Source organism: Amycolatopsis silviterrae (genome assembly GCF_042684085.1).
Lineage (GTDB): Bacteria > Actinomycetota > Actinomycetes > Mycobacteriales > Pseudonocardiaceae > Amycolatopsis > Amycolatopsis silviterrae.
On sequence record NZ_JBHUKS010000006.1, the window covers coordinates 410,968 to 425,002 of the forward strand.

At 70.7% G+C, this 14,035-nt stretch carries 11 protein-coding genes; 6 read left to right on the forward strand and 5 right to left on the reverse strand.

Going from position 1 to position 14,035, the window contains the following annotated elements:
• Window positions 1-8 precede the first annotated feature (8 nt).
• Complete coding sequence (locus tag ACFSVL_RS10815) at window positions 9-155, forward strand: hypothetical protein (protein ID WP_378303020.1); 147 nt, start codon at window positions 9-11, stop codon at window positions 153-155.
• A 70-nt stretch (window positions 156-225) separates the two neighbouring features.
• On the opposite strand, the gene ACFSVL_RS10820 is transcribed toward ACFSVL_RS10815, so the two are convergent.
• Entirely contained in the window at window positions 226-1,032 is an 807-nt protein-coding gene (locus ACFSVL_RS10820; RefSeq protein WP_378303022.1) for a thioesterase II family protein, read from the reverse strand.
• A gap of 82 nt (window positions 1,033-1,114) precedes the next feature.
• Between ACFSVL_RS10820 and ACFSVL_RS10825 the strand changes: the two genes are divergently transcribed.
• Together ACFSVL_RS10825 and ACFSVL_RS10830 are read left to right on the forward strand one after the other, a co-directional pair.
• Window positions 1,115-1,876, forward strand: a complete 762-nt coding sequence (locus ACFSVL_RS10825; RefSeq protein ID WP_378303024.1) for a leucyl/phenylalanyl-tRNA--protein transferase — start codon at window positions 1,115-1,117, stop codon at window positions 1,874-1,876.
• A gap of 99 nt (window positions 1,877-1,975) precedes the next feature.
• Window positions 1,976-2,956 carry a ParB/RepB/Spo0J family partition protein gene (locus tag ACFSVL_RS10830; RefSeq protein WP_378303026.1) on the forward strand — a complete coding sequence of 327 codons (981 nt, stop codon included), beginning with the start codon at window positions 1,976-1,978 and terminating at the stop codon, window positions 2,954-2,956.
• 46 nt (window positions 2,957-3,002) lie between these two features.
• Here the strand turns inward: ACFSVL_RS10830 and ACFSVL_RS10835 are convergent, their stop codons facing one another.
• From ACFSVL_RS10835 to ACFSVL_RS10845, 3 genes are read right to left on the reverse strand one after another with little or no spacing between them, the layout of a single operon-like run.
• Window positions 3,003-6,320 carry a non-ribosomal peptide synthetase gene (locus tag ACFSVL_RS10835; RefSeq protein ID WP_378303028.1) on the reverse strand — a complete coding sequence of 1,106 codons (3,318 nt, stop codon included), beginning with the start codon at window positions 6,318-6,320 and terminating at the stop codon, window positions 3,003-3,005.
• 23 nt (window positions 6,321-6,343) lie between these two features.
• Window positions 6,344-6,535 carry an MbtH family protein gene (locus ACFSVL_RS10840; RefSeq protein ID WP_378303030.1) on the reverse strand — a complete coding sequence of 64 codons (192 nt, stop codon included), beginning with the start codon at window positions 6,533-6,535 and terminating at the stop codon, window positions 6,344-6,346.
• The gene (locus ACFSVL_RS10845) at window positions 6,532-7,821 is read right to left on the reverse strand and encodes a cation:proton antiporter domain-containing protein (RefSeq protein WP_378303032.1); all 1,290 of its coding nucleotides are present in this window, start codon (window positions 7,819-7,821) and stop codon (window positions 6,532-6,534) included. The genes ACFSVL_RS10840 and ACFSVL_RS10845 overlap by 4 nt, the downstream gene beginning before the upstream one ends.
• Window positions 7,822-8,186: 365 nt before the next feature.
• On the opposite strand from ACFSVL_RS10845, the gene ACFSVL_RS10850 reads away from it, so the two are divergent.
• A complete protein-coding gene (locus ACFSVL_RS10850; protein WP_378303034.1) occupies window positions 8,187-8,603 on the forward strand; it encodes a hypothetical protein in 417 nt (138 codons plus the stop codon).
• Window positions 8,604-8,662: 59 nt separating this feature from the next.
• Here ACFSVL_RS10850 and ACFSVL_RS10855 read toward each other — a convergent pair whose 3' ends face one another.
• Window positions 8,663-10,819: an MGH1-like glycoside hydrolase domain-containing protein gene (locus ACFSVL_RS10855; protein ID WP_378303036.1), complete on the reverse strand. Its 2,157-nt coding sequence runs from the start codon at window positions 10,817-10,819 to the stop codon at window positions 8,663-8,665.
• Between the two features lie 1,081 nt (window positions 10,820-11,900).
• Between ACFSVL_RS10855 and ACFSVL_RS10860 the strand changes: the two genes are divergently transcribed.
• Together ACFSVL_RS10860 and ACFSVL_RS10865 are read left to right on the forward strand one after the other, a co-directional pair.
• Complete coding sequence (locus ACFSVL_RS10860; protein ID WP_378303038.1) at window positions 11,901-12,701, forward strand: 4Fe-4S domain-containing protein; 801 nt, start codon at window positions 11,901-11,903, stop codon at window positions 12,699-12,701.
• The gene (locus tag ACFSVL_RS10865; protein WP_378303040.1) at window positions 12,698-14,029 is read left to right on the forward strand and encodes an NAD(P)/FAD-dependent oxidoreductase; all 1,332 of its coding nucleotides are present in this window, start codon (window positions 12,698-12,700) and stop codon (window positions 14,027-14,029) included. Before ACFSVL_RS10860 ends, ACFSVL_RS10865 begins: the two co-directional genes overlap by 4 nt.
• The last annotated feature ends 6 nt before the right edge of the window (window positions 14,030-14,035 follow it).

Genomic DNA, 14,035 nt, shown 5'->3' on the forward strand with positions numbered 1-14,035 from the left:
GGTCCCTGATGCGCAAAGCGATGCTCACGCTCGTCTACGTCCTGTTCGTGGTCCCGGCCGGCCTGGTGATCCGGGTGCTGCGCGATCCGATGCGCCGGTCCTGGAAGCGGGGGAGCGACAGCTACTGGCAGCGCTCGGACAGCTCAGGTCTGTGAGGGGAACCCTGAGGGACTCTGAGTCCCTCAGGGTTCCCCTCGCAGACCATCCCGCACCCATAACGCCGCATTAAGTCCCTGGCATTGGCTGGCGGTCTCGCTGGTGTCCAACCGGCGAATTTCCCCACTCAGACATCCGGGCCGCTACGTCGGCGACCAGTTCGGCCTGGTGGGACCGAAGGTAGAAGTGATCGCCGTCGAACTGCCGCCAGTCGGCCGGTCCGGAGGTCAGCTCGCCCCAGGCGGCCGCCTCGGCCGCGCCCTCGTTGCCCGCGTAGGCGACGATCGGGCACCGCAGCCGCACCGGGTCGCGGCGGTAGTACGACAGCACCGCCCGGACGTCGGCCAGCAGTGCGGGCAGGATGAGTTCGCGCAGTTCCGGGTGCTCGAACACCGCCGGATCGCTCCAGCCGGACGCCCGGATGTCCGCCTCGACGGCGTCGTCGTCGAGCATTTCCCGGGGCGGCTTGCACTGGTGCGGGGCCAGCGAGTCGGAGGCGAACAGGCCCGCCGGAGCCGGCCCGGCACCGGCCTCCAGGCGGACTGCCACCTCGTACGCGACGAGGCCGCCCATGCTGTGCCCGAACAGATACAGCGGCCGGTCGGCGTAAGGCGCGAGCGCGGGGGCGAGCGCGTCCGCGATCTCGGGCACCGACTGTGCGCAGGGCTCGTCCAGCCGGTCCTGCCTGCCGGGGTACTGCACGGCGATCAGCTCTACCTGTGCGGGCAGCCGCGCGGCCCAGGGAAGGTATTCGCCCGCCGTGCCGCCGGCGTGCGGCAGGCAGACGAGGCGGGCCTCCGGATAGTGGCGCGGGCGCGGCCGGCGCAGCCAGCGCGCCGCCGCGCCGGAGGTGCCGGGTGTCGTGGATACGGTCATCGAAGGCTCCCGTCGATCGCCGGTGTGGGGCCAGAATCAAGCTGTGCTTCGCTGCGAAGGATGCGTGTGGGACGGACTCCCGGTGAATACTGCCCCGGGAGAGGAGCCGGTCGCGATCGGTGGCCGGCTCGACTCGGCCACGCTTCTCGGCGCGTACCGGCACGGCGCGTTCCCGATGCCGGCCGGCTCGGCCGCCGAGATCGAGGCGAACCATTTCCTCTACGAGGACGCGGTGGCCGCCGGGACGACCGTGGTGCTCGACTCGCCGCTGCCCGATCCCTACGCGCTGACTTGGTGGTCCCCGGACCCGCGGCCGGTCATCCCGTACGGGCGGCTGGCCAAGTCGCGCACCCTCATGCAGAAGCTGCGCAACCGGCTGCCCTGGACCACCACGGCGAACGAGAGCTTCGGCCAGGTGCTCGCCGAATGCCGCCGCGACCGCACGCCGGTGTGGCTCACCGAGGAGCTGTGCGAGTGCATGGCGGAGCTGCACAAGCTGGGCTGGGCGCACAGCGTCGAGGTGTGGGAGGGAGACGAGCTGGTGGGCGGGGCCATCGGGGTCGGCATCGGCAGGGTGTTCGCCATGGAGACCTGCTTCCATCGGCGAACCGACGCGTCGAAGGTGGCGCTGCTCGACCTGGAACACCGGCTGGCCGGCACCGGCGTGACGCTGCTGGACGTCGAGTGGGACAGCAAGGCGAGCCAGCGGCTCGGGGCCGGACCGGTGCCGCGCAACGAGTTCCTCGCGACTCTGGCCCACAGCAGCGATCCGGTCCTGGTGGCCGGTGGCGTGGAGGAGGCGCGCCGCCTCGGATTCCTGCCGCGCCCCGAGGTTGCCCCTTAAACAGGTGAGTCCCGCACGCCCGGCCGCCCGGCGAGGATGGTCCGAAGACCATGCCTTCGCTCGGGATCCGGGGCTGTGACCAAGAACGGGGCTGACCCAGTGGCAGTCGACACCTCTCGCTCCACAGTGGACTCGCGTCCCTGGGACAGCACTGTCGTCCGGCTGGCGGTCTCGTCGGTCCGCGAGGCCGACTCGCCGCGGTCCGCGGGCGTGGACATGGCGCACGCGAGATCGCTGGCGCAGACCGAAGCGGACCTGCCGCCGATCGTGGTGCACCGCGCGACCGGCCGCGTTATCGACGGCATGCACCGCCTCACCGCCGCCCGGCTGCGCGGCGAACCGGAGATCTCCGCCCAGCTGTTCGACGGCGACGAGGACGAGGCGTTCCTGCTCGCCGTCCGGCTCAACGTGTCGCACGGCATGCCCCTCACGATCGCCGACCGGCGGGCCGCGGCGGCCCGGATCATCCGTACTCATCCGCGGCTGTCCGACCGGGCCGTCGCCGTCTCCGCCGGGCTGTCCGCGAAGACCGTCGGATCGCTGCGCCGCAAGCTCGACGGTCCGCCGGAGCCGGCGCGGGTCGGCCGGGACGGCCGGGTCCGGCCGGTCAACGGCGCGGCCGGACGGCAGGCCGCGGCGGAGGTGATCGCCCGGCATCCGGACGCGACACTGCGCCACATCGCACGGGAGGCCGGCATCTCGGTGGAGACCGCGCGCAGTGTCCGCAGGCGTCTGCAGGCCGGCGAAGACCCGGTCCTGGACCGGCGGACCCGGCCGGCGCGCGACGACCAGACGACGAGGCAGCTGCTGACCGTGAAGCTGGCGCAGGACGATCCCTCCGAAGAACTGCGGTCGCTGCTCGAAGCTCTCCAACAGGATCCGGCTTTGCGCTGCACCGAGTCCGGCCGGGCGCTGCTGCGCTGGCTCGGCCCGCGGGTGCTGCTGTCCGACGAGATTCCGGTACCGCTGCACCGTATCCCGCCGCACTCGCGGATCAACCTCGCCGCGCTCGCGAGGTTCTGCGCGGCCGCCTGGATCCAGCTCGCCCTCGGGCTCGAGGACGTCGACCAGACCGGCTGACCGTGCCCGCTTTACCGCGGGCCTGCCCGGATCGAGCGGGCATCGGTCAGCACGGCTCGGCGTCGCCCATCCGGCCCGCGAGGTCGGCCACGGTCGGGGCCTCGAAGAGGGTGCGCAGGGTGATCGTCCGCCCGGTGACCTCGGCCAGCCGCGTGACGACGGCGACCGCCAGCAGCGAGTGGCCGCCCAGCTCGAAGAAGTTGTCCCGTCGTCCGACCCGGGGCACGGCCAGCACCTCGGCCCAGATCGCGGCGATGTCCTTCTCCAGCGCGGTTCTTGGTGCCTCGTACTCGGCCGCGCCTGCCCACTCGGCCTCGTCGTCCGGCTGCGGCAGCAGCCGCCGGCTCAGCTTCCCGCTCGGCGTCCGCGGCAGGTCCGGCACCGTCTGGTAGGCGACCGGCACCATGTAGTCCGGCAAGCGGGCGGCCAGGAAGGCGCGAAGCTCGGCGGCGGCGGGCGGGACGTCCGGATCCGGCACGACGTAGGCGATCAGCCGCCGGTCGCCCTCCCCGTACCGGTGGACGCCGACGGCGCATTCGCGCACCCCGGGGCAGCCGGTGAGGACCGCCTCGATCTCGGCGACCTCGACCCGGAACCCGCGGATCTTCACCTGGTCGTCGGCCCGGCCGAGGAACTCCAGCCGTCCGGCGGAGTTCCAGCGGACCTGGTCGCCGGTGCGGTACATCCGGGCGCCAGTGCCGAACGGGTCGGGCAGGAACCGCTCCGCGGTCAGGTCCGGGCGGCCCAGGTAGCCGCGCGCCAGCGCGATCCCGCCGACGAACAGCTCGCCGGCCACCCCGGGCGGCACCGGCCGCAGCTCGGCGTCGAGGACGTAGGCCCGCACGTTGTCGAAGGGCAAGCCGATGGGCGGAAGAGCCGGCCACCCGGCAGGGTCGTGGTCGAGCTGGTGGGAGGTGGCCAGGTGCACTTCGATCGGCCCGTACTGGTTGTACAGCGTGCAGTCCGGCAGCGCCTCGAAGAACGCCCGGATCGCGGGGGTGGCCTGAAGCTGCTCGCCCGCCGTGAGCACCGCGCGCAGCGACCGCGGGACCCGGCCGAGGCGCACGGCCAGCTCGGCCAGCCCGCGCAGGGCGACGAACGGCATGAAGATCCGCTCGATCCGCTGCTCCTCGACGACGTCGAGCAACCGCTCGAAGTCGTGCCGCACGTCCTCGCTGACCAGGACGAGCGTGTCGCCGGCCGACAGCGTGGTCATCATCTCCTGATAGAAGATGTCGAAGCTGAGCGCGGCCCACTGCAGCGTGCGCCCGCGGCCGCCGGGGCCTTGCCGTCGCTGCCACTGGACCTGGTTGTGCAGGGCCCGGTGCGGCATGGCCACGCCCTTGGGCCGCCCGGTGGAACCGGAGGTGTACAGCACCCAGGCGACGTTGGCCGGGTCGGCCAGATTCGGCGGGCCGGCGGCTGCGGAGGGGGCGCCGAACGCGTCGAGGGCCAGCACCGGGGCGGCCTCGTCCTCGCTGGCGGTCGGCCGGATGAGCAGCCGCAGCGCCGCGTCCTCGGCGATCAGCTGCTGGCGCGCTGCCGGGTAGGTCGGGTCGATCGGGACACAGGCCCCGCCTGCCTTGAGCACGGCCAGGTTGGCGACCAGCAGATCGAGCGAACGGGGGAGACCGATGCCGACCCGTTCGTCCGGGCCGACGCCGTGCTCGCGCAGGTGCCAGGCCAGCGCGTTCGCCCGCTCGTCCAGCTGGCGGTAGGTCAGCGCCTGGCCGTAGAACACCGCCGCGACGGCGTCCGGAGTAGCGGCGGCCTGCCGCTCGATCAGCTGGTGCAGGCAGGCACCGTCGTCGAACGGGCGAGCCGTGTCGTTCCAGACCTCGAGCATCTCGTGCCGCTGCGCGGCCGACATCAGGGGCAGGTCGTCCACCGGCGCGTCGGGCGCGGCGACGACCCCGGCCAGCAGCGTGACGAGATACCCGGCCAGCCGCTCGATGGTGGCCCGGTCGAACAGCGTGGTCTGGTAGTCGAGGTCGACGCTCAGGTCGCCCGCCTCGGTCTCCGAGGCGCCGAGCGTGAGGTCGAACATCGCCTTGTGCCCGGCCGCCTCGATCGGCGTGACGGCCAGCCCGTCGAGAAGGTCGAACTCGTTGATCACGAGGTGCGTGAACAGCACCTGGAACAGCGGGTGCACCGACAGGTCCCGCTGCGGCCGAAGTTCGGCCACCAGCCGGTCGAACGGCACGTGCCGGTGCTCCAGCGCCTCGAGCAGCCGCGGCCGGATCTGGCGCAGCAGCCCGGAAAACGTCGGCCGCCCGGCGAGATCGGCCCGCAGCACCACCGGATTGACGAAGTGGCCGATGCCGGCCGCGACGTCCGGATGCGCCCGCCCGTCGACGATCATCCCGATGCTGACGTCGGTCTGCCCGCTCCACCGGTACAGCAGCGTGTGGAACGCCGTGAGCAGCACCGTGAACATCGTGACGTTCTCCTGCCGGGCCAGCCGGCGCAGCCCGTCGGCGACTTCGGCGGGCACCGGCACCTGGACGAGATCGCCTGCCAGTTCGGCGACGGCGGGCCGCGGCCGGTCAGTAGGCAGCCCAAGGGAATGCGGCGCGTCGGCCAGCCGGTCCTTCCAGTACCGCAGGTGCCGCTTGGCCTCGGCGCCGTCCCGGGCCTGCTGCCACAGCGCGTAGTCCGCGTACTGCATGGTCAGCTCGGGCAGCGGGGACGGGGCTCCGCTCCGGTAGGCCGCGTAGAGCGTGCGCAGTTCGTGGAAGAGGATCGAGAACGAGGACCCGTCGATCACCAGGTGGTACGCGCGGAACACGAGCACGTGCTCCGCCGGGCCGAGGCGGACCAGTTCGGTGCCGAAGTTGCGGGCCACGGAAATGTCGAACCGGTACTCGCGGTACCGCTGCTTCCGCTCCTCCAGCCACCGGTCCTGTTCGGCCGCGGACAGGCCGGTCAGGTCGTGGGTGACGAAGCGGGGATCGCCCGCCGGCTCCACCACCTGGACGCCGACTCCGTCGCGCGCCGGGAAGGCGGTCCGCAGGATCTCGTGGCGCCGCATGATCTCCGCGATCGCGGAGCGCAGCGCCGGCACGTCCAGCTCGCCGGTGAGCCGGTACAGCGCGGTGTGGTTGTAGGCGGGCCCGAGCAGGTCCATCTGGTCGAGGAACCACATGCCCTGCTGGTGCTCGGACAACGGGATCGTGTCCGGCCGCTCCGCAGGCTGCTGGTCGGCGCGGATCGCGGCGATCACTTCGGCCCGTCGTTCGCGCAGCACCGCCAGCCGGTCGCCGTCGATGCCGCCGGCCGGCCGGTAGCGGAGCTTGCCGTCCTGCAGCCACAGCTGCACGCCGGCCAGGCGCAGTTCTTCCAGGAAATCCTGAATCGCAAGCACGGGCTGCCCGTTCCCCGGCGCGCTCAGCGGGCGCTGAGCGGACGCAGGTCGGTCCAGCGGCTCTCGACGTAGTCCAGGCACGCCTCCCGGCTGTTCTCGGGGTGCACGACCTGCCAGCCGTCCGGGACCTTCCGGCGGCTCGGCCACAGCGAGTACTGCTCCTCGTCGTTGACGAGCACCAGGAAACGGCCATCCGGCTCGGCGAACGGGTTCACGGCATCGACTCCTTGTTCGGTAGTGGCGCGGACTCGGCGACCGCTCGGGGCTCGCGGTCGCGGCGTGCCCGCCATCGTGGGTAGACGAAGGGCAGCAGCAGTCCCGGCGTGAGCGTGGTGACCACCGCCATCACGACCATCAGCGAGTACAGCCGCTGGTCGAGCAGGCCGATCTGGAGCCCGACCGCCAGGACGATCAACTCGGTGAGCCCGCGCGTGTTGATGAGCAGGGCGAGAGTGGCACTGTGCCGGACCGGCAGCCGCGACAACCGGGCGGCGCCGAACGCGCCGAACAGCTTGCCGCTGTTCGCGACCAGGAGGATCAGCAGCAGCAGGCCAAACTCCCGACCGTCCATTCCGGACAGATCGACCGAGAAGCCGGCCACCACGAAAAACGGCGGCAGCAACACGATCCGGTCGATCCGCTCGACCCAAGGCAGCACCCGCGCCCGGAGCGCGACGGCCCCCTCCCGGGGCATGACCGCGCCGAGCAGGAACGCCCCGAAGATGTTGTGCAACCCCATCCACGCGGTCGCGTAAGACGACAACGCCAGCCCGGCAGCGATCGCGACCAGCAACCCAGCACCGAGGATCGCCCGGGCACCCTTTCCCCGGGCCGCGGGCGGGCGGGCCGCCAACCGGGCCAGCAGCGGCCGCACCACCCCGGTCAGAAGACCCACGAACGGAAGCACGAGCAGAACGCGCCACGGCGTGTCCCCGTGGGAGAACGCCACCAGGACCGCGAGCATCGACCAGGCGAGCACGTCGCCGACCGCCGCCGTCGCGAGCGCCAGCCCGCCGATCGGGGTGTCGATGAGGTCGCGGTCGGTCAGGATCCGGGCCAGCACCGGAAACGCGGTGACCGACATCGCGATCCCCACGTAAAGGCAGAACAGAACCGCGCTGGAGCCCGACCGGTCGCCCACCAGCCCGATCGCGAGCAGGGTGCCGGCCACGAACGGCACGACCGTAGAGCCCAGCGACAGCACCACGGCGATCCGCCCCTGCCCGCGCAGCCCGCCGTCGGCCAGATGCAGGCCCACGAGGAACATGAAGACGCAGATCCCGACGGTGGAGAGCACCGACAGCGCCGGGCGGATGTCGGCGGGGAACAGCTCCCGGGTGAGCGCACCGTGGAAGAGGGTCGGGCCGAGCAGAATCCCGCCGGCGATCTCGCCGATCACCTCCGGCTGCCCGAGCCGCCGGCAGAGCAAACCCAGCAGCCGGGCGACCACGATGATCACGACCAGTGCGAGCAGGAACGCCACGACTGTGCTGCCGTCCACCGCCGTCCCTCCTTCACGCCGCTGCTGGGTCGACCGTAGGCAGGGGAGGGTAGTGCTGCGCAGTCACGTGAACTGGCTACGTTGCGGGGGAAGGGAAAGGTTCTTGCTGGAATCCTCCGGGCCTGGCCGAGTACGCCGACTCCTGCGCCGTCCGTCGTCGGCCGACGACGCAGCCGCGCGACGCGGGCTGTTGCTCTCGGCGATCGGGGCGTCAATCCTGCCTGCCCGAGCGAGGGAGGGGGGAACCTCTACTTGTCGAGTAGTGCCAGCCAGGTTTCGCGCAGGTCCCGGCAGGCGTGACAGTGGTCCGGCAAGGTTGTTTCTCGTCGCACGGGCGGAGAGGCCGCGAAGAAAGGAGTTCAAACGTGCGAAATCGCTGGACTGCAAGGGCCGTATTCGCGATGGCGGTTGTTTCCGGTGCCGCTTTGGCGCCGGCGCCGGGCGCGCAGGCCGCCGCCGTCGACAATCCGGTCTGCGCCCGTAACGACGACCCGGCTTTCGCCGGAGACGTGTGCCTGTTCGTCCTGGAGGGCACGGGTGACGGCGACTACGCGGAGGTATCGTGGAAGAACCTGTCCGCACACGACGAAGGAGTCGACCTTTCGTGGCTCAGCATGCCGGAGGGGACCGAGATTCCGGCGTGGCACGGAAACCTCCATCCAGGCGACAAGGTCGTCGGCAAGGTGGTCACTCCGGAAAACGTGTGCGGCAGCGGATTCGTGCTGCATTTCGGGGGCGTCGGCGGTCGGGGCACCACGCACCTTTGCCCGCCGGGGGCGTGAATTCAGGATCCGTTCCTCCGGCTTCCCGGTGCGTGCGGCCCCGTCGCGCGGTCCCGGGCTCAGGCTCGCTGCGGATGGTCGAGCGCCAGCAGCATCGCCGCCGACCAGCTGAAGCCGCGTGAGTTCATCGGTGCGCCGCTGGCGGGGTTGTAGTTCTCCATCAGCGGTCCGTTGCCCAGCATGCCCGCCGCGTTCGAGCGCAGCTGGTCGGCGAGTGCCGCCGAGTCGGTTCCGTATCCGTAGCGCCGCAAGCCTTCCAAGGCGAAGTACGCGTGGTCCAGCCACACCGCGCCGCGCCAGTAGCCGGTCGGCTGGTAGTACGGCGAACTCGCTGACGTGGTCGGGAACGGCATGCGGGTGTCGAATTCGCTGGGGGACAGGAGGTTCTTCCGCGCGGCTGCTGCCTGGCCGGGGGTGGCGACGCCGGCCCACAGGGGGATGGCGCCTTCGATTCCCTTGCCGCGTGCGGTCAGCCGCCGGCCGGTGCCCAGTTCCGTGTCGTAGAACCAGCCGGTGGCCGGGTCGAACATGGTGCGCTGGACGGTGGCCGCGACGCTGTCCGCCGAGGCGCGGTAGGACTGGGCGGCGCGGCGGTCGCCGAGCCGGTCGGCGATCAGTGCCAGGGTCTTCTTGTCCGTCACCAGGTAGGAGTTGAGGTCCACCGACTCCTGGGCGAGTGACGAGCCGACGACCTGTCCGGTCGGCGAAGTGTTGTCGACGACGGTGGTGCCGAGCTTCGCGTCGAAGCGCGGTGCGTTGTCCATTCCGCTTTCCCACGCCGCCGCCAGGCGCTTGTCCTCGGCGGTCGCGTTGGCCGGATCGACGGTGGCGCCGTACTCGGCGAGGCCGTTGTGGTCGTGGTCGCGGTTGCGGTACCACCAGGCGTGGTAGGCGGCCAGCTTCGGGTACATCTCGCGCAGGAATCCGAGATCGCCGTTGCGCTGGTAGACCGACCAGACAGCCCAGGCGGCGAGCGGCGGTTTGGAGTTGCGCTCGTTCCAGTTGGCGCCGCCGCGGGCGGGGTCGTTGTAGAAGACGGCGTCCGGGATCATTCCGGCGTCCTGCGGCCGGGTCGCGGACACCGTCGTCACCTGGTAGTCGAACATGGACCGGATCTGGGATTCGGCCAGCGCCGGGTCGAACACGGCGGTGCCGACCGCCTGTTTCCAGGTGTCCCACGCCCACAGGCCGTTGAACCACTTGTTGGAAATCGCGGGCGTGATGCCGTCGTGTTTCAACGCGCCCGCCGCGCTGCGCCAGTTGGTGATCAGCGTTTCGGCCGACTTCACCGCCAGCCGGCGCCGGTCCGGCGGCACCCCGCGAGTGGCCGCCGCGACGTAGCCGTGCCAGCGAGCGTTGTCCTCGGCGACGACGCGCCACGGCTGAGCCAGCGCGCGCCTCGCCGCCGATGCGTCGGCGGCGGCCTCGGCGGGAGTGAAGGTGTAGGACTCGGTCCAGTTGAGCGTTCGCCGGCCGTGCGGGCCGAGGATCAGGGGTGCGTCACGGGTGGTGGTGTACGCGTCGCCGGTGACCGTCGTGGTCACCGGGTCGGCGTGCGTGACCTGGAACCGTTCGGTGCCGTCGGTCAGGTAGTCGTTGGCTTCGCGGACCCTGGCGAAGCCGACCGCGACGCCGTCCTCGGTCGAGGAGAGGCGGGGAGCACTGTGCTCGGGTTCGGCGTCCGGCCGCAGGAGCGTGCCGCTCCAGCCTGCGCCGATCGACCGCCACCGGCGCTCGGTGTTCTCCACGGTGGCCTGGACCAGTGCGGTGCGATTGCTGGCGTAGCGCAGTTCCATGACGACGCGCAGACCGTCGACCTCCAAGCTCTGTCGCAGCGCGCCGGGCAGCGAGCTGAATGCCGGGTCGCGAGCGTCGGCGAGGTCGATCGGGCGCCCGGCTTCGCTCAGGTTGAGCCGGCTGAAACCGGAGCTCAGCCACCACGGGTACTCCTGGGCGAGGTACAGCGGCCCGGTGAACGCACCGTAGGACGAGGTGTCGCCGACCTTGGGCAGCGCGTAGGCGTGCCACGCGCCGCGGTCGGCGAACACGTTGATGTCGCTGACGTCGCCGCCGGCCGAGCCGGGCAGCGCCGACGTGGGCACGCCCTGCAGATCGAGCACGTCCGCGTAGGACGGGGCAGCCGCGGCCGCGGGAGTCGGGAGAAGGAGAGCGGTGCCGACGGTGGTCGCCGCGAGAGCTGTGCGCCAACGGAACATGAACACCTTCCTGAGCGAGAACCGGCCCGGCCGAAGCGCCGCGGCGCCTCGGGCAGCAGCGTTCGACATCAACGGGGCACGATATCGCCTGGCTGTCAGCACGCCGGGACCGGACACGATCTTGGTCGGTCCGGATGGTTCCGCGTCGTGGCCGGGCGAGTCCCCCGCGCGGTGGGGTGGCAATAAGCGGACAGCTCACCCAGCGCCAGGGCCGCCTGACCTCAGGCTGGTGCAAGGCGAGCGACCTGGAGGCGACGATCATGACCGGATCCGGTGGGTGGAGTCACGTGCAGGGAGCTGTGCGCAATCGCTGCACGCACTTGTCGGCCGCTCGGTGCCGCCGATGCTGTTGCTGAGCACGCCGGGTACCGGCGATGGACCGGCCGGACGTTCGGCGGAACTGTCCACAGTGGCCGGAAGGTTGCCCGCCACCGAACCTGCTGGCGCGGCATCGACCGGGGCGTCGTTGATCGCACCGACCGTCCACAAGGGACAGCAACCCGATCTGCAAGCACTGTTTCCAGATTAAGGCGACCGACGGCCAGGCCAAGCCAATGCGCGGTTTTCCGCCGACAGTCCTGCGATTTCGTGGGCGGGACCCCTCCCCGGCATTGAGGGTCAATGCCGGGAACTTAAGCTGCGTGGTACCGCGCCTGTCGACTGACCACAAAGGACGAAAGGCGCGACAAAATGCCCGATTGATACCCACCTGACCGGGTGTGCGGGGCTGTGAGGGGAACCCTGGGGGAATCAGATTCCCCCAGGGTTCCCCTCACGGACGATGATCCTGCTCTTGCGGCTCGTGCTGGGCCTGGAAAGAGCCCGCCGACCCCTTTGGCCTGGGCGGACGCGCCTCAAACCGCACCCATGACCCAGTCTTAAGTTCCTGGCATTGGCATTGGCATTGAGAGGAGCATCAGGACAGGCCGCTCGCTTTCGAAGGAAACCTGGATGACAACGGGCCGGAAAACACCAGGACGGCACCGCGCGGCAGAAGTCAGCAAACTGCCATTCCCGTTGCCGTCGGCTGATTCGCCGACAATCCTGCAATAGCAACTGTCGAAAGAGGGGGTGTCTGCTCATGCTCAATGCGGTTTTCTTGTCCGCTCCTTTCGTGCCCCGCGAGGACGCGGGCATCCGGCAGCTTGCCGCGCTGGCCGCGCGGCTGTCGTTTGCCTTGACCTGCTTCGCGCTCTCCTGGGGAGTTTTCGTCAAGACGGGGTGGTTGCGGACGCTGAGCGGGCGGAAGGCGACAACGAACAGTCACCTGGTCTTGGCCACGCTCGCGCTCGCGTTCGGATGTATCCACGCCACCGCATTTCTGTTTCTGGCGAACGGACCGTTCAGCATCGTGCGGTTGATCGTGCCGTTCGCCGAAGGGGGAATGCTGCGGCACGCGCTCGGCATCGTCGGTCTCGAATTGATGCTCGCCATCGCGTTGTCCGTATCCGTGCGCCGGTTCCTGGCCTTGCGGCGGTGGTTGTGGCTGCACCGGCTGGCCTACACGGCACTCGTGCTGATCGCGGTGCACTCCGTGTTCGGCGCGGTGGTGAACGGACATCTCGTGGTCCTGGCGATCGGTGCCGCGGCGTTGTTGCTGCCGACCGCGGTGATAGCGGCCTTGCGCTTCACCCCCGCCCGGTGGCTGGGGGCCGGTGCCGCCGGAGAGCCCCCGCCGTGGTCCGGCCTGGCCGTCAGCGTCGACAGCCGCCGTTGCCACCAGTACGGGGTGTGCCAGCGCGAAGCGGCCGCGGTTTTCCAGATCACCACGGGGGGCCAGCTGCGGTACACCGTGCACCCGGAATCGGTGCACAACGAGGAGGTGCGGACAGCGGCCCGCTGCTGTCCGATGCAGGCGATCACGGTGGAGACGAGGCGATGACGGCGGAACGGATCGTGGTGGCCGGCACCGGGGTCGCCGGGCTGCGGGCGGCGGAACGCCTGCGCGAACTCGGTTTCGGCGGCGAACTGGTGATGGTGAACGGGGAACCGCACCGGCCGTATCACCGGCCCGCTCTGTCGAAGCAGCTGATCACCGGGGAACTGGCGCCGGCCGACCTTCAGCTGCGCAGCTATCTTCCGTTGGAGGCGACCTGGCGGGACTCGGTTTCCGGGCTGCGCGTGGACACCGCGTCGCATGTGCTCGAACTGCCCGGATCGGAGTATCTGCGGTATGACGGCTTGGTGATCGCCACCGGGGTGCACGCGCGGCAGATGCCCGGCGCTCCCGCGCACAACCCGAGGGTGCATGTCCTGCGCACCCTCGACGACGCCTTCGCGATGCACCGCACGCTGGCCGCCGACGCCAGCCCGGTGGCGGTGATCGGCAGCGGCTTCACCGCCTGCGAGGTGGCCGCGACCGCGCGCGAACTCGGCCGCGAGGTGACCATCGTGTCGCGCTCGAAAACGTTGCTCGGCCGCGCCGTGGGGTCGGCGATCGGGGAGCGCGTCACCCGGCTGCACCGGGAGAACGGGGTCGCCTTGGTCACCGGTGCCGAAGTGGTGCAATGGCTTTCGCAGCCGTTCGGCGTCACGATGCTGCTGTCCAACGGCCAGGCGTTGACGGCAGGCTGCGTCATCGTCGCGATCGGCGGAGCGCCGACGGTGGGCTGGTTGCGAGGCGGCAATCTCTATCTGAAGGACGGCGTGCTGTGCTGGCCGACCTGTCACGTGGTCGGCGCGAGCGACGCGGTGGCGGCCGGCGACGTGGCCGCGTGGCCGAACCATCGGTTCGACACCCGGCCGCGGCGGGTCGAACATTGGCTGAACGCGGTGGAAATGGGCCGCGCCGCCGCGGAAAGCCTGCTCGCCGGGCCGGCGCGGGCCCGGCCGTTCGAGCCGGTTCCCCGGTTCTGGTCCGAGCAGTTCGGCGTCCGCATCCAGGCGGCCGGAATGCCGTCCCTGGGCCAGTACACGGTCGATCTGCAGAACGACGGAACGTCGAGCGTCACCGGATATCTCGCCGGGCACCGGCTGGTCGGGGTGCTCAGCTGGGACAACCCGTCGGCGATGGTGGGCTGGGAGGCCGAGCTGGAACGTCAGCTGTCCGCCGAGCCAGCGCCACCGGCGGCCAACCCACGTCCGAACGGCGTCCCGTCGCACGATCCGAACGTCGCGCTGGTGCGCCCGCCTTCGCCGAACGCCATCGGGCCGGGCTTTCCGAAGGAGCACGACGACAGCACGCGGAACGGCATGCCGACGCGGCTTTGAGAACCA